Source organism: Kribbella kalugense (assembly GCF_004365875.1).
Taxonomy (GTDB): domain Bacteria; phylum Actinomycetota; class Actinomycetes; order Propionibacteriales; family Kribbellaceae; genus Kribbella; species Kribbella kalugense.
Genome location: NZ_SODF01000004.1, coordinates 276146 through 296701 on the forward strand (window position 1 = coordinate 276146; position 20556 = coordinate 296701).

The 20556-nt window shown below is 68.0% G+C and carries 17 protein-coding genes; 8 read left to right on the top strand and 9 right to left on the bottom strand.

Annotated features, from left to right (window positions below):
- Window positions 1-106: 106 nt before the first annotated feature.
- A complete protein-coding gene (locus EV650_RS38635; RefSeq protein WP_134124197.1) occupies window positions 107-2095 on the bottom strand; it encodes a maltotransferase domain-containing protein in 1989 nt (662 codons plus the stop codon).
- 190 nt (window positions 2096-2285) lie between these two features.
- On the opposite strand from EV650_RS38635, the gene glgP reads away from it, so the two are divergent.
- The 3 genes from glgP to EV650_RS38645 all read left to right on the top strand — a co-directional run bounded on the left by glgP (window position 2286) and on the right by EV650_RS38645 (window position 5642).
- Complete coding sequence (gene glgP / locus EV650_RS38640; protein ID WP_134124198.1) at window positions 2286-4880, top strand: alpha-glucan family phosphorylase; 2595 nt, start codon at window positions 2286-2288, stop codon at window positions 4878-4880.
- Between the two features lie 148 nt (window positions 4881-5028).
- Window positions 5029-5211 (top strand): hypothetical protein, encoded by a 183-nt coding sequence (locus EV650_RS40820; RefSeq protein ID WP_202875309.1) that lies wholly within the window; start codon window positions 5029-5031, stop codon window positions 5209-5211.
- The gene (locus EV650_RS38645) at window positions 5211-5642 is read left to right on the top strand and encodes a PadR family transcriptional regulator (protein WP_202875310.1); all 432 of its coding nucleotides are present in this window, start codon (window positions 5211-5213) and stop codon (window positions 5640-5642) included. Before EV650_RS40820 ends, EV650_RS38645 begins: the two co-directional genes overlap by 1 nt.
- On the opposite strand, the gene EV650_RS38650 is transcribed toward EV650_RS38645, so the two are convergent.
- The gene (locus EV650_RS38650; RefSeq protein ID WP_134124200.1) at window positions 5592-7115 is read right to left on the bottom strand and encodes an MFS transporter; all 1524 of its coding nucleotides are present in this window, start codon (window positions 7113-7115) and stop codon (window positions 5592-5594) included. The two genes, EV650_RS38645 and EV650_RS38650, sit on opposite strands and share 51 nt — an antisense overlap.
- Window positions 7116-7164: 49 nt before the next feature.
- Here EV650_RS38650 and EV650_RS38655 point away from each other — a divergent pair, with 49 nt between their 5' ends.
- Window positions 7165-7773: a TetR/AcrR family transcriptional regulator gene (locus EV650_RS38655; RefSeq protein ID WP_134124201.1), complete on the top strand. Its 609-nt coding sequence runs from the start codon at window positions 7165-7167 to the stop codon at window positions 7771-7773.
- On the opposite strand, the gene EV650_RS38660 is transcribed toward EV650_RS38655, so the two are convergent.
- The 4 genes from EV650_RS38660 to EV650_RS38675 all read right to left on the bottom strand — a co-directional run bounded on the left by EV650_RS38660 (window position 7770) and on the right by EV650_RS38675 (window position 10315).
- A complete protein-coding gene (locus EV650_RS38660) occupies window positions 7770-8624 on the bottom strand; it encodes a transglutaminase-like domain-containing protein (protein WP_134124202.1) in 855 nt (284 codons plus the stop codon). The two genes, EV650_RS38655 and EV650_RS38660, sit on opposite strands and share 4 nt — an antisense overlap.
- Window positions 8624-9448 carry a MerR family transcriptional regulator gene (locus EV650_RS38665; RefSeq protein ID WP_238174758.1) on the bottom strand — a complete coding sequence of 275 codons (825 nt, stop codon included), beginning with the start codon at window positions 9446-9448 and terminating at the stop codon, window positions 8624-8626. Before EV650_RS38665 ends, EV650_RS38660 begins: the two co-directional genes overlap by 1 nt.
- A gap of 76 nt (window positions 9449-9524) precedes the next feature.
- A complete protein-coding gene (locus EV650_RS38670) occupies window positions 9525-9911 on the bottom strand; it encodes a hypothetical protein (protein WP_202875312.1) in 387 nt (128 codons plus the stop codon).
- Window positions 9908-10315 carry a MarR family winged helix-turn-helix transcriptional regulator gene (locus tag EV650_RS38675; RefSeq protein WP_202875314.1) on the bottom strand — a complete coding sequence of 136 codons (408 nt, stop codon included), beginning with the start codon at window positions 10313-10315 and terminating at the stop codon, window positions 9908-9910. The genes EV650_RS38670 and EV650_RS38675 overlap by 4 nt, the downstream gene beginning before the upstream one ends.
- Window positions 10316-10435: 120 nt before the next feature.
- Between EV650_RS38675 and EV650_RS38680 the strand changes: the two genes are divergently transcribed.
- From EV650_RS38680 to EV650_RS38690, 3 genes are read left to right on the top strand one after another with little or no spacing between them, the layout of a single operon-like run.
- On the top strand, window positions 10436-11734 hold the full coding sequence (locus EV650_RS38680; RefSeq protein WP_134124204.1) for an alpha/beta fold hydrolase: 1299 nt from the start codon (window positions 10436-10438) through the stop codon (window positions 11732-11734).
- Window positions 11731-12237: an RNA polymerase sigma factor gene (locus EV650_RS38685; RefSeq protein ID WP_202875316.1), complete on the top strand. Its 507-nt coding sequence runs from the start codon at window positions 11731-11733 to the stop codon at window positions 12235-12237. Before EV650_RS38680 ends, EV650_RS38685 begins: the two co-directional genes overlap by 4 nt.
- Window positions 12234-12689 (top strand): hypothetical protein, encoded by a 456-nt coding sequence (locus EV650_RS38690; protein ID WP_134124205.1) that lies wholly within the window; start codon window positions 12234-12236, stop codon window positions 12687-12689. The genes EV650_RS38685 and EV650_RS38690 overlap by 4 nt, the downstream gene beginning before the upstream one ends.
- Here EV650_RS38690 and EV650_RS38695 read toward each other — a convergent pair.
- Window positions 12679-13446, bottom strand: a complete 768-nt coding sequence (locus EV650_RS38695; protein WP_134124206.1) for an SGNH/GDSL hydrolase family protein — start codon at window positions 13444-13446, stop codon at window positions 12679-12681. The two genes, EV650_RS38690 and EV650_RS38695, sit on opposite strands and share 11 nt — an antisense overlap.
- A gap of 137 nt (window positions 13447-13583) precedes the next feature.
- Entirely contained in the window at window positions 13584-13907 is a 324-nt protein-coding gene (locus EV650_RS38700; protein WP_134124207.1) for a hypothetical protein, read from the bottom strand.
- A gap of 164 nt (window positions 13908-14071) precedes the next feature.
- Here EV650_RS38700 and EV650_RS38705 point away from each other — a divergent pair, with 164 nt between their 5' ends.
- Window positions 14072-18352 (top strand): nSTAND1 domain-containing NTPase, encoded by a 4281-nt coding sequence (locus EV650_RS38705; protein ID WP_134124208.1) that lies wholly within the window; start codon window positions 14072-14074, stop codon window positions 18350-18352.
- On the opposite strand, the gene glgX is transcribed toward EV650_RS38705, so the two are convergent.
- On the bottom strand, window positions 18349-20409 hold the full coding sequence (gene glgX, locus EV650_RS38710; protein ID WP_238174784.1) for a glycogen debranching protein GlgX: 2061 nt from the start codon (window positions 20407-20409) through the stop codon (window positions 18349-18351). The genes EV650_RS38705 and glgX overlap by 4 nt on opposite strands.
- Between the last annotated feature and the right edge of the window lie 147 nt (window positions 20410-20556).

Genomic DNA, 20556 nt, shown 5'->3' on the forward strand with positions numbered 1-20556 from the left:
CAGGTGTAGTCGCCCGCGCGGTAGCGCGCACTGGCGGGCGGCAGCCCGCAGACCGCCGCGGTAGCGGCAGCTAGAAGGCCGGCTGCTCGCGACGCGGTTTCGCTTTTTAGGCTTGGCCTCGGCGGACGGCGAGGATGTGGGCTGGTTCGGTGTTGGGGTCTAGTTTTATGTAGTTTTGTTGGCCCCAGCGCCACGTTGCGCCCGTGATTTCGTCGTACACGGTGAAGGTGTCTTCGGGGCGCATGCCGAGGGCAGCCATGTCTAGGTGGACCATTGACTCGCGGACCGAGTGTGGGTCGGTGTTGACGACGACGATGACGGTGTCGGTGTGGCCGTCGGGGGCGGTTGTGCGCTTGGAGTAGCACATGATCGCTTCGTCCTCGACCGAGTGCAGGCTGAGGTTGCGCAGTTGCTGGAGGGCGGGGTGCCGGCGGCGGATGTTGTTCAGGAGCGTCAGGTACGGCGCCAGTGAGCGACCCTCTGCCTCGGCGGCTTCCCAGTCTCGGGGGCGGAGCTGGAACTTCTCGGTGTCCAGGTACTCCTCGGAGCCCGGTCGCAGCGCGACGTGCTCGTACAGCTCGTACCCGGCGTACACGCCCCAGGCCGGTGACGACGTCGACGCGATCGCGGCCCGGATCTTGAACGCGCCCGGACCACCGTACTGCAGGTACGCGGTCAGGATGTCCGGGGTGTTGACGAAGAAGTTCGGCCGGAGGAAGTGGCCGGTCTCCTTGGTCAGCTCCTCGAGGTACTCCTCGAGCTCCCACTTCTCGTTGCGCCAGGTGAAGTAGGTATAGGACTGGTGGAACCCGACCTTGGCCAGCTCCTGCATCATCGGACGCCGGGTGAACGCCTCGGACAGGAACAGTACGTCCGGGTCGGTCTTGCGGATCTCGCCGAGCAGGTACTCCCAGAAGTTGACCGGCTTGGTGTGCGGGTTGTCGACCCGGAACACCGTCACGCCCTTGGAGATCCACAGCCGGACGATCCGCAGTACTTCGGCGTAGATGCCTTCGGGGTCGTCGTCGAAGTTGATCGGGTAGATGTCCTGGTACTTCTTCGGCGGGTTCTCGGCGTACGCGATCGAGCCGTCGGCGCGCTTGCTGAACCACTTCGGGTGGTCCTTCACCCACGGGTGGTCCGGCGAGGCCTGCAGGGCCAGGTCGATCGCGACCTCCAGGCCGACCTCGCGGGCCCGGCCGACGAAGTACTCGAAGTCCTCGAAGGTGCCGAGCTCGGGGTGGATCGCGTCGTGGCCGCCGTCCTCGGAGCCGATCGCCCAGGTCGAGCCCGGGTCGCCCGGCTTCGGGTCGAGGGTGTTGTTCGGGCCCTTGCGGAACGAGTGACCGATCGGGTGGATCGGCGGCACGTAGAGGATGTCGAAGCCCATCTTCGCGACGGCTTCGAGCCGCTTCGCCGCGGTCCGGAAGGTGCCGGACTTCCACTCGCCGGTTGCTTCGTCGTACTTCGCGCCCTCGGAGCGCGGGAAGAATTCGTACCAGCTGCCGTACAGCGCGCGGGTCCGGTCGACCCACACCGGGTAGGTCTCGGACGACGTGATCAGCTCGCGCACCGGGTAGCGACCGAGCGCCGCGCGTACCTGCGGGGAGATGCCCGCGGCCAGCCGGGCTTCCGGCGGCAACGCGCCGTTCGCCAAGGCGTGCGCGGCGTCGCTCAGCGTGCCGCGGTCCGCACGTACTGCGGGCGGTACGCCGGCCGCCGCCCGGTCGAAGAACGCGGCGCCCTCGGCGAACATCAGGTCGACGTCGATGCCGGCCGGCACCTTGATCTCGGCGTTGTGCCGCCAGGTCCCGTACGGGTCGCTCCAGCCCTCGACTGCGAACGTCCACGCGCCCTGCTCCTGCAGGGTGACGTCGACGGTCCACCGGTCGCTGCCCTGACCGACCGGTGCCATCAGCATCCGTCTGGTCTGTCCCGACGGCGAGGTCAGTACGACGTTCGCGTTCACCGCGTCATGACCTTCCCGGAAGACCGTGGCCGCGATGGTGAACGTCTCGCCGACCGCGGACTTGGCCGGATACGCGCCGGCGTCGACGGTCGGGGTGACGTCGGTGATCGGGATGCGCCCAGTCATGGCGTAGACGAACCTGCACTTTCGGATTGAGGATCCGGCGGGTTGGGTAACGACGGCGGGAACTACAGGACTGATGTTATGGGTTCCCGGTCCTTGCCTGTGACATGCACCGCTGCAAAATCTTGCTCGCGTTGCAAGATCGACACATGCCGAGGGTGCCGTGCTGGCTCTGGGCTTGTACGGTGTCCCGGTGCGAGCGATACGACGATTCTCCGTCCGCCCTGTTCTCCCCGAGCCGCTGACCGGCCTGGGCACCCTGGTGAACAATCTCCGCTGGGCCTGGCATCCCGAGACGCAGGACGTCTTCGAGGCCGTGGACCCGCAGCTGTGGCGGAGCACCGGCGGTGACCCGGTCAAGCTGCTCGGAGAGGTCCCGGCGGCCCGGCTCGACGAGCTGGCCAACGACCATACGTTCCTGCGCAGGCTGGAACTGGCAGTAGCCGACCTCGACAGCTACGTGACCGAAGACCGGTGGTTCCAGAGCGACGCCGGTTCGCCGCTCAGCGCGGTGGCCTACTTCTCCCCGGAGTTCGGCATCACCCACGTGCTTCCGCAGTACTCCGGTGGTCTCGGCATCCTCGCCGGTGATCACCTGAAGGCGGCCAGCGACCTCGGCGTACCGCTGATCGGTGTCGGTCTGCTGTACCGCCACGGGTACTTCGCCCAGTCGCTGAACCGTGAGGGCTGGCAGCAGGAGCGTTACCCCCTGGTGGACCCGGACGGGCTGCCGATCAGCCTGCTCCGGGATGGTGACGCCCCCGCGACCGTGACGCTGACCCTGCCCGGCAACCGTGAGCTGCACGCGCAGATCTGGGTGGCCCAGGTCGGCCGGGTGCCGCTGCTGATGCTCGACTCCGACATCGAAGAGAACGAGCCGTCCGAGCGCGAGGTAACCGACCGGCTGTACGGCGGTTCGACCGAGCACCGCCTGCTTCAGGAGCTGCTGCTCGGCGTCGGCGGTGTCCGCGCGGTCCGCACGTACTGCCGGATCACCGGGCACTCCGCGCCCGAGGTGTTCCACACCAACGAGGGCCACGCCGGCTTCCTCGGCATCGAGCGGATCCGCGAGCTGGCCGCCGACAAGGACCTCGACTTCGACACCGCGCTCGAGGTCAACCGTGGTGGCACCGTGTTCACCACCCACACCCCGGTGCCGGCCGGTATCGACCGGTTCCCGGTCGAGCTGATCCAGCAGCACTTCTCGCCGGACGTGTTCGGCCCGGAGGTTCCGGTCGACCGCATCCTCGAGCTCGGCGCCGAGGACTTCGAAGGCGGCGACCCGGCGCTGTTCAACATGGCGATCATGGGTCTGCGGCTGGCGCAGCGCGCCAACGGTGTGTCCAAGCTGCACGGTGTGGTCAGCCGCGGGATGTTCGCCGGGCTGTGGCCGAGCTTCGACTCCGTCGACGTGCCGATCACGTCGATCACCAACGGCGTGCACGCGCCGACCTGGGTCGCGCGCGAGGTCCACGACCTCACCTACGCGAACTACACGGCCGACAGCGACTCCGTGTTCGAGGGGCTGGACAAGTCCACCGACGCGCAGATCTGGGAGACCAAGCGGCTGCTGCGGCAGCGGTTCATCGACGACACCCGGGCCCGGGTCCGGCAGTCCTGGATCAACCGTGGCGCCAGCGAGGCCGAGCTCGGCTGGGTCGACTCGATCCTCGACCCGGACGTACTGACGATGGGCTTCGCCCGGCGGGTTCCGTCGTACAAGCGGCTGACGCTGATGCTGCGCGACCCGGAGCGGCTGAAGTCGCTGCTGCTGCACCCGCAGCGTCCGGTCCAGATCGTCATCGCCGGCAAGGCGCACCCGCACGACGAGGGCGGCAAGAAGCTGATCCAGGAGATGGTTCGCTTCGCCGACGACCCGGAGGTGCGGCACCGGATCGTGTTCGTGCCCGACTACGACATCGCGCTCGCGCAGCCGATGTACCCGGGCTGCGACGTCTGGCTGAACAACCCGCTGCGTCCCTACGAGGCATGCGGTACGTCGGGGATGAAGGCAGCGCTGAACGGCGCGCTGAACCTGTCCATCCGCGACGGCTGGTGGGACGAGTGGTACGACGACGAGTTCGGTTGGGCGATCCCGTCCGCGGAGGGGATCGAGGACACCGAGCGGCGTGACGACCTCGAGGCGCACGCGCTGTACGACATCATCGAGAAGCAGGTCGCACCGCGCTTCTACGACGGTGAGGTGCCCGGTCGCTGGATCGAGATGCTCCGGCACACGATCAAGGAGCTCGGCCCGAAGGTGCTCGCCACCCGGATGGTTCGGGACTACGTCGAGCAGCTGTACGTTCCCGCGGCGAAGTCCTCGCGGTCGCTGAATTCGACGTACGACGGCGCTCGCGAGCTGGCCGCCTGGAAGCGGAAGGTCGTCGCGGCCTGGCCGCAGATCCGCGTCGACCATGTGGAGCTGCAGGGGCTTGGCGACGTACCGCAGCTCGGGACGACGGTCGGGATCCGCGCGTTCGCGGCGCTCGGCGATCTGGTCCCGACCGACATCTGCGTCGAGGTCCTGCACGGCCGGGTCGACACCAACGACGAGATCACCGACCCGGTCCGGACCACTCTGTCGCTGGCCGAGACGTTCGAGGGCAACCGGCACCGGTACGACGGCGAGCTGAAGCTCGACCGGACCGGACCGTTCGGCTACACCGTCCGCGTCGTCCCGAACCACGTCGGCCTGGCCAGCGTGGCCGAGCTCGGCCTGGCCGCCGGACCGTCCGATCCGGACGACCCGTCGACGCCGGATCTTCCCGCCGGTTCGGAGTTCTGACCCTCCGTACCTTCGGCACCGCGAACCCCGCCTACCTCACTAGGCGGGGTTCGCGGTTTTTTGTGCCCACCGGGGTTGCGTTCATGACGGTAACGATATATCGTTAGTGTCATCAACAATATCTAGGAGGATATTATGAACACCCCAGATGAACCCCGAGGCCGCCGACGCGGCCACCACCCCCGTCGCGGTGGACCGCGAATGGGAGAAGACATGCCGATGCACCGCGGACGCGGTGGGCGAGGCCCTGAACGTGGCTCCGAGCGTGGATCGCGTCGTGGCCCAGGCCGCGGTCGTGCCCCGCGCGGTGATGTCCGAACGGCCGTCCTGATGCTGCTCGCCGAGGAGCCGATGCACGGCTACCAGCTGATGCAGGCCATCGCCGACCGTAGCGGCGGACGCTGGACCCCCAGCCCCGGCGCGATCTACCCGACCATCAACCAGCTCGAGGACGAGGGCCTGGTCACCGTGACCGCGGAAGCCGGCCGCAAGCTCGTCACGCTGTCCGACTCCGGCCGCGAGTACGTCGAGAGCCGTCGCGAGACGTCCGTCGACCCGTTCGCCGGATTCGCCAACGCCGAAGCCGCCACCGACCTGCGTGGACTGCTCGAGGAGCTGCACTCAGCGACTCGACAGGTCGCCCGCAGTGGTTCGGAGCAGCAGCGCGCCGCGGCCGCCAAGATCCTGGCCGAAGCCCGCCGCTCCCTCTACCTACTGCTCGCCGACGCTCCGGTCGTCCCCGACACCGACCCGGGCGAGTGACGCCTCATCCGACCCGCCTGTATCAGCAGGCGGGTCGGTCTGCGTTCTGGTCCGGATGATGCCGTAGGCAACGAGTGCCGCCGCGAAAGCGGTGAGGGTCAGGCCGGCAACGGTGACTGCCTGGTGGAACTCCGCGGTCTGATGCCCGCTCCAGTTCGGTGTGGCGATCGGGCCGGTGAAGAGTACGGCGAGAATCGTGCCGGTGACTGCGATCCCGGCGCCGGTGGTGACCTCGCTGGCGGTGTCGATCAGGGCCGCTCCGATCGTGGTCCGGTTCTTCGGCAGACCACGCAGTACATTGACCCCGGCAACGACACCGACCACGCGCATCCCGGCCGCCACGAGTACGAGAGCGACCGCAACGGCGACGTACCCGAACCTGCCGAGCACCGCGTAGACGGCGAGCCCGGCGACGACTGACGCGGCGCTCATCCAGGCGGCTCGGCCGAGGCCGACCCGTCGTACGAATGGACCGATCAACGCACCGCCCGCGACGAGTACGACGACCTGCGGCAGCATCCCGATCGCGGCGAGCGCCGGCGTCCATCCCCAGTCGAGCTGCAGTTGCAGCGTCACCAGATAGCCGAGGCCGGCGGTCGCGAGCCCGGCCGCGGCCTTGAATGCCAGGCCGCTGGAAACCAGCGGGTGGGCGACGAGCTTGGGATCAAGCAGCGGGTACCGGGCCGAACGCTCGCGTAAGAAGAAGAGAATCGCCCCCACTAGAGCCGCTGCCGTGGTCGCCCACGGAGCCCACGATTCCATGCCCTCGTTGACGAACAGCGTGGGGGCGACCAGCGCGAGCACGATCGTCGCTGTACCCAGCAATGCGCCCGCGATATCTATCGGATCGCGGTGCAGTTCGGCCGGGACGTCGGACGCGATGCCGAGTCGGACTCCTATGATCGCGAGTACGGCGACCGGCACGTTCACCAGGAGCAGGACCTGCCAAGGTGCGATCGCGAGCACGAAGCCGCCCGCGGTCGGGCCGACTGCGAGCCCGACCAGGCCCACGGTCGAGATGAGCGTGGTCGCGCGGACCCGGAGACCGTCGCCCTCGAACAGCCGGAACGACAGTGCCAGCGATCCCGGTGTGGTCATCGCGGCCGCGACGCCCATCGCGACCCGGACGGCGATGAGCTGCTCCACGTTGGAGACGAAGGCGGTCGCGAGGCTCGCGACGCCGAGCAGAACGAGTCCGATCAGCATGATCCGCCGCCGGCCGAACCGGTCGGCGATCGCGCCGAAGGCCAGCATCAGTCCGCCGAACACGACGGCGTACGCGCCCGTCACCCACTGCAGCGCGGTGGTCGAGGCATGCAGTTCGCGGCCGATGGTGGGCAGGGCGACGTTCAGGATCGAGTTGTCCAGCATCTCGAACAGGAACACCGCGGACAGTCCGGCCAGCGCCACCCACGCCTCCCGCAAGGATCGGGGCGAGTGAGCTGCTATGACAGTTGTCTGATCGGAGGACATGTCACTAGGTTAAGTGACTAAACTTAGTGACACAAGAGAGTGGGGTCAGATGCCTAGAACCGGAGCCCGCGGCGGACCGCAGACCCGTCAGCGGATCTCGAACGTCGCGACCCAGTTGTTCCAGGAGCGCGGATTCGACACCGTCACGGTCGCCGAGGTCGCCCGGGAGGCCGGGGTCTCGAGCGTGACGGTCTTCAAGCACTTCCCGCGCAAGGAGGACCTCCTCCTGGACCGGACCGACGACGCCACCGACCTGCTGCGCTCGGCGGTGCGCGATCGCGCCGCGGACGTCGACGTACTGACGTCTCTGCGTACGGCGACACTCGGCCTCGTCGATGCCCGTCATGCGCTCTCCGGGATCAAGGACGGATCGATCCCCTTCTACCAGACTGTCGCGGCGTCACCCGCGCTGATCTCGCGGGCGCGCGAGATCGCCTCCGAGCTCCAGCAGACCCTTACTGACGAGCTCGACCAGGACCCGGTCTTCGCCGGCGACGCGTCGCTACTCGCGGCCTTCTTCATCGCCGGTTACACCACGGTCCTGGTCGAAACCGCCCGGCGAATCACCGCCGGCGACCCGTCGGACACCGTGGCAGACGACCATCGGGCCCGCGTCGAGCACCTCTTCAACGCCCTCCGCCACGGCTTCGCGGACTAGACCTCGATCCAGGCGAAGGGGGCGCCGGTGGGGGAGGTGATGTAGGAGCGGCTGGCGAAGGTCAGGTCGGGGTTGGTGCGGTAGAGGTCGTTGACCTCCTTCGTCGCCGTCTCGTCTCCGTTGTCGGAGGCAACCATCAGGCGGGCGATCTGGTCGGTGAGGTCGACGTCCGCGTCGTCCAGGGACGCGGACATCGCGCCCCAGTTGTCCCAGAGCAGCAGTTCGTCGCCGTTCAGGTGGGCGAGCTGGAGGTGGACGTAGTTCCGGACGAACCACGCGCCGCCGATCGGCGTCCCGGGATCGACCCCGAAGACGTCGGGATCGAGTTCGCCGGCCCGGATGCCGAGCCAGACCTCGGCGGCCGAGCGGAACGGCCCGCGGGGGAGATCCTGTACGTCGAACGGGCGGTCCTCGGCCGGATCGAGCTGCGCGTCGATCATCACCCACCGATCCCCGTTCCAGTACTCCGCGACGACGTGATCGTGGTTGTACCCGGCCGCGAAGTAGTCCGCGAACCCGATCCGGCTGCGGGCCGGGATCCCCTTGTGGCGCAGGGCGGAGACGAACATCAGCGTGTAGTCCCGGCAGCACCCGACGATCCGATCGACCGGCTCGCGCGGCACGGCGAGCGCCGTACCGTTGCGCTTCTGGTCCGTGGTGAGCATCGCCGCCACCCACCGATGATCGATCTCGGCCAGCCGCTCGCCGGTGAACTCGATGCCGCCGCCGCGGTAGTGGATCAACAGGTTGCGAACCACCGCCCCGATTCCGGGCAGGTCGTCCGGCAGTGCGTCGAACAGCTGCGCGTGTACGCCGGGATCGCTGAACCGGCTCTGAGTCATGTAGTCCATCACGCGTTCCTCTCAACAATGGGCAGGGCAATGTCGACGGCCGGCTGGTCACGCGGGATCGACTGGCAGTCGGGCAGGTAGACCTCGCGCGGTGGACCGGCCTCGGGTAGTCCGGCCGCGCGGACCCAGTCGATGACGAGGTCGTAGGCGAGCATGATCCGCGGGAAGACGCACTCGTCCATCGTGATGGTGCAGTACGCCTCGCGGTGGGCCGGCTCGACCCGGATCGTGATCGGCCCGGACGGATCCACCAGCCCGTCGAACGGCATGCACACCTCGACGGTCGCCTCGGCCTCCGGGGTCACGGCGCCGTGGTAGATCACCCACGACTCCCCGGTCAGCGTCGCGCCTGCGGCTCGCAGATAGGCGCTGATCTCGTAGGTCGACGACACGATTACCCCGATCAGGGACTGCTGATCGGTGTCGGCGCGGATCGTCGCGATCTTCGTCGCTGGTACGTCGCGGATCAGCACTGGCCGGGGTGATAGTCCGGGGGTGCCGGTTCGGCTCAGGCGGTCGCGTAAGTACTGGAGGGTCGAGCGCCGGGACGCGGTGGTCGCCTCTTCGGCCGCCCACCAGCGGTCCAGCCGGATCAGGGCTTCCTCGTCCGATCCCGCGAGTACTTCGGCGATCTTGGTCAGCGGCATGTCGAGCTGTCGCAGCACGCTGATCCGGCGGGCGCGCTCGAGTTGCTCTTCGTCGTAGAACCGGTAGCCGTTGGCCGGGTCCACTTGAGCCGGGGGGAGTAGTCCCGACACGTCGTACAGCCGCAATGCCTTGTGTGAGAGCCCGGTGCGTCGCCCGAACTCACTGATCGTCAACACCAGACCATCAAACCCTCTGCCCCAAGGGCAAGGTAAAGGCCCACCGCTCGCTTCGCTCGCGGCGGGAGTGGGGTTGTCACACCGGGAACAGCTTCAGATCCGGTTCTACCCACCCGATGCGCGCCTCCGCCGACGCCAGCGTTCGTGAGCTGTAGAAGCGGGTCAGCAGCCGCTTGTCGAGCAGCCCGGGGTTGCGTTGCACCAGGTCATCGAAGGCCTCACCTGGCACCTCGCTCATGTGGTACGCCGTCAGCTCGACCCAAGCCCTGCTCACGGTGGCGTTGTACTTCTGCGGCGCCCCGGCGTACCGCGCCGTCCGCTGGATCCCATCACTGATCACATCCACCGCCCCGGCCGTCCCACACCGCTGCACCGCAAGCCACGTCAACCGCAGGTGCTCCCGATGTCCAAACCGCGAGGCGGTCGACATCACTTCACCCATCAACTCGTCGAACTCGCTCATGATGCCGCCAACGCGGTCAGCACTCGCCGGGCTTGTGCGATCGCGGTCTGCGGTACGCCGTCCAGCGCCCGCGACTCCAACGCCGCGAACGCCTTCGTCACCCGAGCCGCTTTCCGGGCGCCGGCCTCGGTCAGCGAGATCTCGACCGCCCGCCGGTCGCGGGCGCGCGGCGCCCTGGCCAGCAACGCCCTGTCCGCAAGGCGATCGAGTACGCCGGTCAGCGTCGTCGGCCGCACCCCGGCGGCGACCCCGATCTCGGACACCGTCCGCGGCTGCCCGTCCGCGAGGTTCGCCAGTACGTTCATCTCAGAAGCTGTCAGATCGGCCAGCTCCGTCCCCAGCACCTGCAGCGTCACGTGCGTCGCCCGCTGCAGCAACACCAACATCGACTCGTCATTTGCCACGGATCCAGATTATCCGAATCCGTAGTATCCGCCACCGAGTTTCTGTGAGCCGGGTCACTCCAGGGAACGTCAGTCTGAGGTCCGTCCTCTTCCGGGTGTCTGAGTTGAGGAGGAGGAGTTATGCGACGGATCGTGGCTGGGGTGCACGGCGTGCTGGCTGGGTTGCATGTCTGGTGGGCGACGGGAACGACGTGGCCGGCGGCGGATGAGCGCAGTCTGTCGATGGCGGTGCTGGGTGGGCAGGCGAGCTTCGCGCCGCGCGTTGTGCTGCCGCTGGCGTTGTTGCACGTCTTGCTGGCGGTCGCGATTCTGACGAGCGAGCGCTGGAAGCTGAGCAGGCTGGTGGTCGGCGTGCTGGCGGCTGGTCTGGCGGCACGTGCGGCCGCCGGGCTGGTCTGGATCACCGGCGTCGGTACCACTCCGGCCTTTTACTGGCTCAACCTGCTTGTCTACACACCGATTTGCATCGCACTGTGCGTCGCCGACCTCAAGATGCTGCGAGTGCGCCGGCTGAAGGCAGCCCTGGTCGCAGGCCCAGTTGCCGTCGTGACAGTGCTCGCATTGATTGCGTACGTCTACCAGCCGGCCGAGCGGCCGCACCCCGCCGCGTCAGTTGACTCCAGGTACGTCGACACGCCGCTGGCGCGCATCCACTACCTGCAACGCGGCACCGGCTCACCGGTCGTCCTCCTGTCGCCCGGCGCAGCGCCGGCCTCAGCCTGGAACGCCGAGTTGGCCGACCTGGCCCGCGACCACGCCGTCTACGCGGTCGACCTGCCAGGACAAGGGGAGACCCGTCTGCACGACGAACGGTTCACCTTCGACCTCAACGGCATGACCACAGCACTTGGCCAGTTCCTCGACGCCCTGCACCTCCCGCGAGTCGCGCTCGGCGGGAACTCATGGAGCGGCGGCTGGGGGCTCGCCTACGCGCAGCGACACCCGGACCGGGTCAGCAAGCTCGTACTGCTCGCCCCGTCCGGTCTGGACGAGCCGGACGTCTGGAGCTGGGAGATCCTCAAGCAGCCACTCGTCGGCGAGGCTCTCGCCAAGTTGGCGGCGAACCGCAGCATGGTCGAGTCGGCGGTCCGCGGCCTGTTCGCACACCAGGAGCTGGTGACCCCGCAGCTCGTCGACTCGATGTGGATTCCCGGAACGTATCGTGACAACGTGCGATCCATGTACGCGCTCGAGCGCGGCCTCGACTGGAGCGTCACCGAGAAGGCACTTCCGTCGACGGGGCAACCCACGCTGGTGCTGTGGGGCGACCGCGACACCGTGCTGCCGGTCGCCCAGGCCGCGCGGTTCGGGAAGTTGTTGCCGAACGCAACCGTGCGGGTGCTTCCGGACTGCGGGCACGCACTCACCGTCGACTGCGCGGATCGGGTCACGCCGCTGCTGTCAGCCTATCTAAAATGACGCAGCCTCAGATGATCGAGGAGCGTCTGGTCCGGGCGGCGCAACGGGGTGACACCGTGGCGATGAACGAGCTGCTCGACGGCCTCACGCCGTACGTCGGAAAGATCTGCGGACCGATCGCCCTCGGCGACGGACCCGATGCGGCGCAGGAAGCGCTGATCGCGATCTTCCGCGGACTGCACGGCTTGGAGAACCCGGCCGCACTGTTCGGCTGGGCCCGGGCGATCGCCGTCCGTGAGGCGGTCCGGGTCGCGCGCCGCGGGCAGCGACAGCAGCCGGCCGAGCTCGCGGAGCTGCCGGCCGCGGACGATCCGCAACTGCTGGTCGACGTACAGGATGTGCTGCGGCGACTGTCGCCGGAGCACCGCGCAGTCCTGGTACTGCGGGATCTCGAAGGACTGGACGAACAGGCAGCCGCCGCCGTACTCGACGTCCCACCCGGTACGGCGAAGTCGAGGCTGCACCGGGCCCGGGCGAGTTTTCGGAAGGCGTGGAGATCATGACGGACTGGCCAGAGACAGAGCTGACGGATGTCGAGCGGTTCCGCGCCCTCGCCGCCGGCGTACCGGGCGCCGCGGTCACCGAACGCGTCCTGACGGCTGAACCCGATCAGGTGAAGGCGATGCTGGCCGACCTGACGATCTTCGCCGAGATTCAGGCCGACCTCGTCTCGGCAACTGTGCTCGAACGCGACGGCGACCGGGTCGTCGTGCTGGCGAAGGGCCGACGCGGCCAACGTGCGCGGCTGACGGGTCAGTTCCGGCCGGGGTGGTGCTGGCTGCAGAGCCGGTTCCTGATCATCGGCATGGCCGTCGCGGCTGAGCCGGGCGGCGGTACTCGCGTGGCTCTGACCGGTGGCATTCGCGTGCCGGGCCGGGCCGCGATCGTGCCGATCCGCGTCCGGCAGGAGAGTGCCAAGACGCTGCAGCGTTTGGAGCGGTTGCTCAGGGCTTGAGTACGCCAGCGGGGAGTGCGGCGAGCAGGGCGTCGGCGTGGCGGCGGTAGCCGAGGTTGTTCGGGTGGAACGCATCCTGGGCGAGCATGCCGCGCCACGGCGGACGCGCGTACCGGGAGACCTCCGCAACCGGCAGCCCGCGGGACGTGGCCGTGTTGCTGATCAGCTGGTTGATACCGGCGACGTACGGGCTGACAGCGCCACCGATCCGCCAGAGCCGGTCTGGAACGGTCAGGTCCATCACGACCGACGACGAGGGGAGTCCGTCGATCACCTGACTGAGGTGGTCGCGGAACCGCTTCGGTGGGGTAGCGAGGATGTCGTTGCTGCCGATGCCACAGGTGACCAGTGCGGGCGTCAGTCCGTCCAGCAGTGGGAGCTGGTCGTCCAGCACGTGCCGTGTCTGCGCACCGGACCGGGACAGGTTCAGCACCCGCCACGGCGTGCCCTTCCGGCGCAGTGCGTTCAGCACCTGACCGACGTACCCGTGCAGTGGTGACGACGCGCCCAGCCCCTGTGCGGTCGAGTCACCCAGGACGACCCACAGCGGTCCGTCTGTCGACAGTGCGGCGGTGTTCTGCTGCGTCCAGTACTCCGCGTACGTCCGCGCCTGCACGTCGACGTACGCCACGCCGTCCAACCAACGCTGCACAGCCAGCCGCGAGCTGGTCCGCTCAGCCTCGCCCCAGCGCATGATCGCGTGGTGCAGGGCGCCAATTGGCGTGGTTCGTGCACGGCTGCGCCGCAGCAGAAACATCGATCCCCCCAGAGATGAACATCAGGTGACCGATGAATGTACAGGCGGAAGGTTAACAACCCTCAGAGCGCGCGCAACACGACCACTTACAGCTCCGGCCGGAACCTGAGGGACAGGTCCCGGCCGGATGCCTGGGGTCAGGCGGGATGCGCCGCGGAGTGGTCGCGGCGGCGCTGAACGCCGACCATGATCCCCAGCCCGATGCCACCCAGCGCGATGCCGCCCAAGGCACCGAGCGCGGCGGAACTCGCATCGACGGCAGGTGCCGCCTGCGTGGTCGCGGCCGGCAGGGTCGGGTCCAGAGTTCGCTCGATGGATCCACCACCCGGTTCGGGCGGCAGTTGCGCCATCGCCGGCGCGGCGGTTGTCATGAAGGCGACCGTGACTGCGGCGCCTGCGGCCAGCCGGACGAGCCGGGTGGTCATGGACTGCTTCGTGGTGCGCGTTGCGGTGGTGTTCATAGCGTCCTTCCCTCTTCCGGCGGGACCGCCGTTGTTGGCTGTCCGGGTGCGCCTCGAGGTGTTGGCACCGTTCTCCCGCCCGCCGGTATCGCGCCGGGACGAAGCGGTATCACCGCGGTATCGGCGGCCTTGACGGCCGCCTGCAACCGGTGGAGTGTCGAAGAGTGGGTATCGCCGTACTCGGCCCACTAACCATCGAGGGGGAGTGGAAGAACCTCGCACGACGCGATCGGGTCGTTCTGGCCGCGCTCGCAGTGCATCCGGGGGAGGTTGTCAGCGCTGGGGTTCTCGCTGACGTGTTATGGGGAGAACGACCGCCCGCCTCGGCGGCCAAGGTGATCCAGGGCTGTGTGGTCCGGCTACGCAAGTTGCTCGGCAGCCATTCGATCGAGACGTCGCCGGACGGTTACCGGCTGACGATTCCGCACGACCAGGTCGACAGTCAGCGCTTCGAGCGTGCGGTCGGACGGGCCGGTGTGCTGCTTGCGGCCGGCCAGGCAGAACGTGCGGCAGTGGTGCTGGCCGACGTACTGACGCTTTGGCGCGGCAGACCGTTCGACGAGGTCGCGGAGTGGGACAGCGCGCGGATCGAGCTCGCCCGGCTGAGCGAACTACGCCAGGTCGCGGAGGAGATGTACGTCGAGGCGTCGCTGCGATCCGGTGGTCACGAAGGCGTGCTGGCCAAGGCGAAGGCGCTGACCGCGGAGGCGCCGCTGCGTGAGCGACGATGGGCGCTGCTCGCGACAGCGCAGTACCAGACCGGTCGGCAAGGTGAGGCGCTGGAGACACTCCGGCGACTGCGGATGGTGCTCGACCGGGAGCTCGGACTCGACCCCAGTCCGGAGATCGACGCGCTGGAGCAGGCGATCCTGCGCCAGGACCCCGCACTGCTCGGACCGGTCGCACTCCCGGAGCCGAGTGCGAGCTGTCCGTACCAAGGCCTGAAGCCGTACGACGTTGCCGACGCCGAACTCTTCTTCGGCCGTGACACCGAGGTCGCTGACGGCCTGAGGAAACTGTCCGATCGCTCGATCCTCGCTGTCGTCGGGCCTTCCGGGTGCGGCAAGTCCTCGCTGATCCGTGCCGGCGTGGCCGCGACCTTGCAGCGCGATGGCGGCCGGATCGTGACGATCACGCCTGGCATCCATCCGATGAAGACCCTCGCTGCCGCACTGCCCGGCGAGGGACCTCTGCCGACTCTGGTCGTCGACCAGTGCGAGGAGGTCTTCTCGCTGTGCCAGGACGTCACCGAACGGCAGGCATTCCTCGCTCGGCTGACCGATCACACGAGCGGTGCGCGACTGATCCTGTCGTTCCGCGCCGACCGGCTCGCCGACATCGCCTCGTACCCGGGTTTCGCCCGGACGCTGGAGGACGGGCTGCATCTGCTCACCGGCATGTCCGACGGAGAGCTGCGGACAGCGATCACCGAGCCCGCGCGGCTTGCTTCTCTGGTCGTCGAACCAGGGCTGATCGACTTACTGGTCGGCGAGGTGGCCGGCCGTCCCGGCGCGCTGCCGCTGATGTCTCACGTCCTCGCCGAGACCTGGCAGCGCCGCGAAGGCCGCACACTGACTGTCGCGGGTTACCGGGCATCCGGCGGCATCCAAGGTGCGGTGGCCCAGTCAGCCGAGCAGGTGTACGCACAGCTCACGCCCGGGCAGCAGCCACTGTTCCGCGCGCTGCTGCTGCGCCTGGTCACTCCAGGCCCCGACGGCGAACCAGTTCGCAGCAGGCTGCCGCGACGTACGGTCGTCACCGGCCCCGAGTCGGACCTGCTGATCGATCTGCTGATCAGTTCGCGCCTGGTCACCAGCGACGACGGTGTGGTGGAACTGGCTCACGAAGCCCTGGCCAGGGCCTGGCCGCGCCTGCGCGGCTGGCTCGAGGACGACCTGGAGGGCCAGCGGATCTTCCATCACCTCACGCAGGTCGCTGACTCCTGGGAGTCGCTGGATCGTCCGGAGAGCGAGCTGTACCGCGGCGTCCGGCTCGCGAAGGCGCTGCAGTGGCGAGACGACGCACGACCCGATCTCACCGACACCGAGCGTGAGTTCCTTGCCGCGAGCGAACGCCTCTCGGTCGCAGAGCTCCGCGCCGCCGAGGAGCAGACCCGTCATCAGATCCGGGTCAACCGACGCCTCCGTACCGCGCTCGGCACCGCCGCGTTCCTCCTCGTCGGAGCCCTGATCGCCGGGTTCCTCGCGGTCGGGCAAGCCCGACGAGCCGACCGCCAGGCCCTCGCCGCCGAGCAGGCAGCCGTTGTGGCGGACGCCGGCCGCGCCGGCGCGAAGGCCGTTGTAGAGACCGACATCGATACCTCACTGCTGCTCGCTGTCGCTGCCGTTCGCATGAACGACTCACCTGAGTCCCGATCCAACCTGCTGGCCGCGATCGCCAAACATCCACAGCTGATGACCTCGATCGAGACCGAGAAGGTGGATTCCTACGGCCTCGAGGTGAGTGCGGACGGGCGCCGGGCCTTCATCTACGCCGCGAGTGGCCATGTCCTCAGTTACGACCTGACCACCGGCACACCGGTTGCCTCCTACAAGCCACCGAACCGGTCGGGTGGCGCGGATCATCTCGACTTCCTGGACCCCATCGCGCTGAGCCCGGGTGATCGCGAACTGGCCGTCGGGACGCCGCCTCCGAGTACCGAACCGGTGGTCTTGCTCGATCCGACGACGCTGAAGCCGACCGGTCGCCGGCTACCGGGCTTCGCCAAGACACCTGCCCGCGCGACGCACGTCGGTTACAGCCGCGACGGACGCTCGCTCGTCGCGACGATCCAGTACTACGGCGACGGACCGACGAACGACTTCAGCAGCGGCGCCGTCTTCATCTGGGACATCAGCCCGGGTCGCGCGCCATCCGTACGGCGAGTCGTTCCGCTGGCCGCCGCATCCGTGCAGGACGCGGTCCTCAGCCCGGCCGGCGACCGCATCTACCTGAGCAAGCCGGCCTCGGCGTACGACGTTGCCAACGGCAAACGACTGTGGTCGAGACCGGAGTTCGTCTTCACCCAGGCCGATGTCGCTCCGGACGGTAAGACCCTGCTGTTCGCGGGGGAGGCGAGGGACACCGCAGGCCCTGACTACGACGACGTCCTGCTGGTCAACGCGGCGACCGGCGCGACTGTGCGCCGCCTGGAAAAGCGCGAGTCCAACCCACTCAATGCCCACTTCTCGCATGACGGCAAGGCGTTGGCCTCGGTAGGAGCCGACCATCGGGTCGTGGTCTGGGACACCGCCACCGGAGCGCCGTTGGAGGACATACCGATCGCCGAACGCGACAGCCTGACTGCCGCCTTCAGTCCGCGCGACGATCGGCTGTACACGTCAGCGGGCGACAGTGCTTTGCGGAGCTGGGATCTCACCGGCAGCAACCGGCTCCTGAGCGAGCAAACGGCTCCGCCCGGCTTCCAGTACGGATGTCGATTCATCGCCCCCGGCGGTCGGAGGTACTTCCGCCTGCTCAATTTCGACGCCGCCTACCTGGACCCGGGAGTACCGGCTGGGGTTTTCGTCGACACCGCCACCGGAAAGCTCGTCCAGTTCGACGCGAGCGATCTCGGTGAGACGACGAACAGCTGCGGCACCTGGAATCCGAGCGGAGATCGTTTCGCTCTCGGCAACCTGGCCGGAACGGTTTTCGTGGAGGACGCCCGGACCGGCCGCCAGGTGGCCAAACGGAAGGTTACGGCCGCGAAGATCCAGGACCTCGACTACAGCGGACGCGACGGCAGTCGCTTGGTCGTCGGTGACGCGTCCGGCCTCGCCACGCTTCTCGACGCTGCCACGCTCCGCCCGGTGACCAAGCCCGTTCAGGTGGGTGGACCGATCGCCTGGCTGTCGGCGAGCCCTGACAACCGGTCCGCGTTCCTGGTGATCGGAGGCCGCAAGATCTCCGACCGTCTCGACGCCCCATCCGATCGATGGGCGTTGGTAGACCTGGTGGAGGGGCGGGTCGTCCGACGCGGAACCTTCCCGATGCGTGTCCCCAGCATCGTGGCCTTCGCCCCGGACGGAACCCGGGTGGCCGTCGGCAGCGAGAAGGGAGACGTGCTGCTCATGGATCCCGCCACCGGCGAGAACCTCGCCACGCCGCGGATCGTCCACCAGGGCTGGGTCAACGGGATCGCCTTCTCTCCGGACAGTTCGCTGTTGGTCTCGTCGGGATGGGACGGCGGCATTGGCCTGTTCGATGGCAAGACGGCGGCCTTGCTCGGCACGATCATGACGCCGAACCAGCAGCTGGTCACGGCCGATTTCCTGCCGGATGGCCGTACCGTCGCAATCGCGGCGTACGACGACGGCGTCTATCACTGGGACACCCGGCTGGCGCACACGATCGAGCTGGCGTGCCGGATGGCCGGCCGGCAGTTGACGGCCGACGAGTGGCGGGAGAACTTCGGTGATCGGCCGTACGTGAAGACGTGTTAGAGCGCGCGAAGTACGACCAGGCAGCGGGGGGCGAGGGGGACTGTTGCGCCGGCCTCTACCTCGGTGACCAGGCTGTTGCTGGTATCCAGCAGGAGCTCGTACGCCGGGGCCCAGGAGGCGTCTGGTACGACGACCTGCTGCGTTTGCGGGGTGGCGTTCAAGGCGAGGAGGAACGAGCTGTCCGTCAGGGCGTGGCCCTCGGTGTCGGTGGCTCGTAGGGCGTCGCCGGCGAGGAACATGCCGATGGTGCGCAGGTTGCCGTCGAACCAGTCGGCGTCGGTCATTTCGCCGCCGTGGGGGGCGATCCAGGACAGGTCCTTGCGGCCGCCGGGTACGACGGGGCCGCCGGAGAAGTAGTGCCATTGACGCAGTGCCGGATGCGCCGCCCGGAGTGCGATCAACTGCTTCGTCAGGTCGAGTTGATCGGACCAGGCCGCCGGCAGCGACCAGTCGAACCAGGAGATCTCGTCGTCCTGGCAGTAGGCGTTGTTGTTGCCGTGCTGGGTGCGGCCGCACTCGTCCCCGGCGGTGATCATCGGTACGCCGGTGGACAAGATCAGCGTGGACATCAGGTTCGCCATCTGCCGTTTGCGCAGCCGGACGACCGCCCGGTCGTCGGTCTCGCCCTCGACACCGCAGTTCCAGGAGCGGTTGTCGTCGGTGCCGTCCCGGTTGTCCTCGTGGTTCGCCTCGTTGTGCTTGTGGTCGTAGCTGACCAGGTCCCGCAGGGTGAACCCGTCGTGCGCGGTGACGAAGTTGATCGACGCGTACGGGTAGCGCCCGTCGTCGCCGTACAGATCGCTGGAGCCGGACAGTCGATAGGCGAGGTCCTTCACGCCGTCGGAGGTGTTCCGCCAGACGTCGCGGACGCTGTCGCGGAATTTACCGTTCCACTCCGACCAGGGTGGGCCGAAGTTGCCCACCTGGTAGCCGAACGGGCCGACGTCCCACGGCTCGGCGATCAGCTTCACCCGGCCGAGCACTGGGTCGGCCGCGACCTCGGCCAGGAACGGGTGGCCAGGGATGTCGACCTCGTGCCGCTCGTTGCGGACCAGCGTGACGGCCAGGTCGAACCTGAACCCGTCGACGCCCATCTGCTCGACCCAGTACCTCAGCGAGTCCATTACCAACTGTCGGACCTGCGGGTGCGACGTGTCGACGGAGTTGCCGGTGCCGGTCACGTCGTACATCGCGGCGCCGTGAGCCAGTCGGTAGTACGCGCGGTTGTCGATACCACGGAAACTCAGCGTCGGACCGTCGAAGCCGCCCTCGGCGGTGTGGTTGTAGACCACGTCGAGGATCACTTCGATGCCCGCGGCATGGAACGCGGCGACCATCGCCTTGAACTCGGCCACCTGCTCACCGCGTGACCCGGAGGACGAGAACGGCGCGTGCGGTGCGAAGAAGCCGAGGCTGTTGTAGCCCCAGTAGTTCGTCAGCCCGCGGGCCGCGATCGACGGCTCGGTCAGGAAGTGGTGGATCGGCAACAACTCGACCGACGTCACGCCGAGGTCGGTCAGATACTTGATCACCGACGGATGCGCGAGACCGGCGTACGTCCCCCGCTGATGCTCAGGTACGTCGGGATGCAGCTTGGTGAACCCCTTCGTATGGAGCTCGTAGATCACCGTCTCGCCCCAGTGCACCGGCCTGCTGATCGGCGGCGGCGGATCGGAGTCGGCGACGACCACCCCGACCGGGACATGCCCGGCCGAGTCGCCGTCGGAGGAGTCGTAGATCAGCGGACTGTTGAAGTCGAGCTGCCCGTCGACGGCCCGCGCGTACGGGTCGAGCAGCAGCTTCGACGGGTTGAACCGCAGTCCGTGGGACGGGTCGAACGGACCGTGCACGCGGTACCCGTACCGCTGCCCGGCGCCGACGCCAGGCACGAACCCGGTCCAGAACTCACCACTGTGACTCAAATCCAGATTCCGCTGACTTCCGTCGTCCGCAATCAGCGCCAACTCAACCCGTTCGGCGGCCGGAGCCCACAGGGTGAAAGTGGTCCCATCGGTCTGGACCACTGCCCCCGGGCGCGCAGCAGCGCTGACGGACAGGCCGGGAGCATCCGGGGCGGCGGTCGCTTCTTTCACCGGGTCATTCTGCACAGTTAGGGGTGAGTTCTCGATAGTGAGGTACTTCTGTTCGTGAGACGGTAGTTGCGAACGGCTGTGCGCAGTGATACGCAAGGACCGTTAGTAATT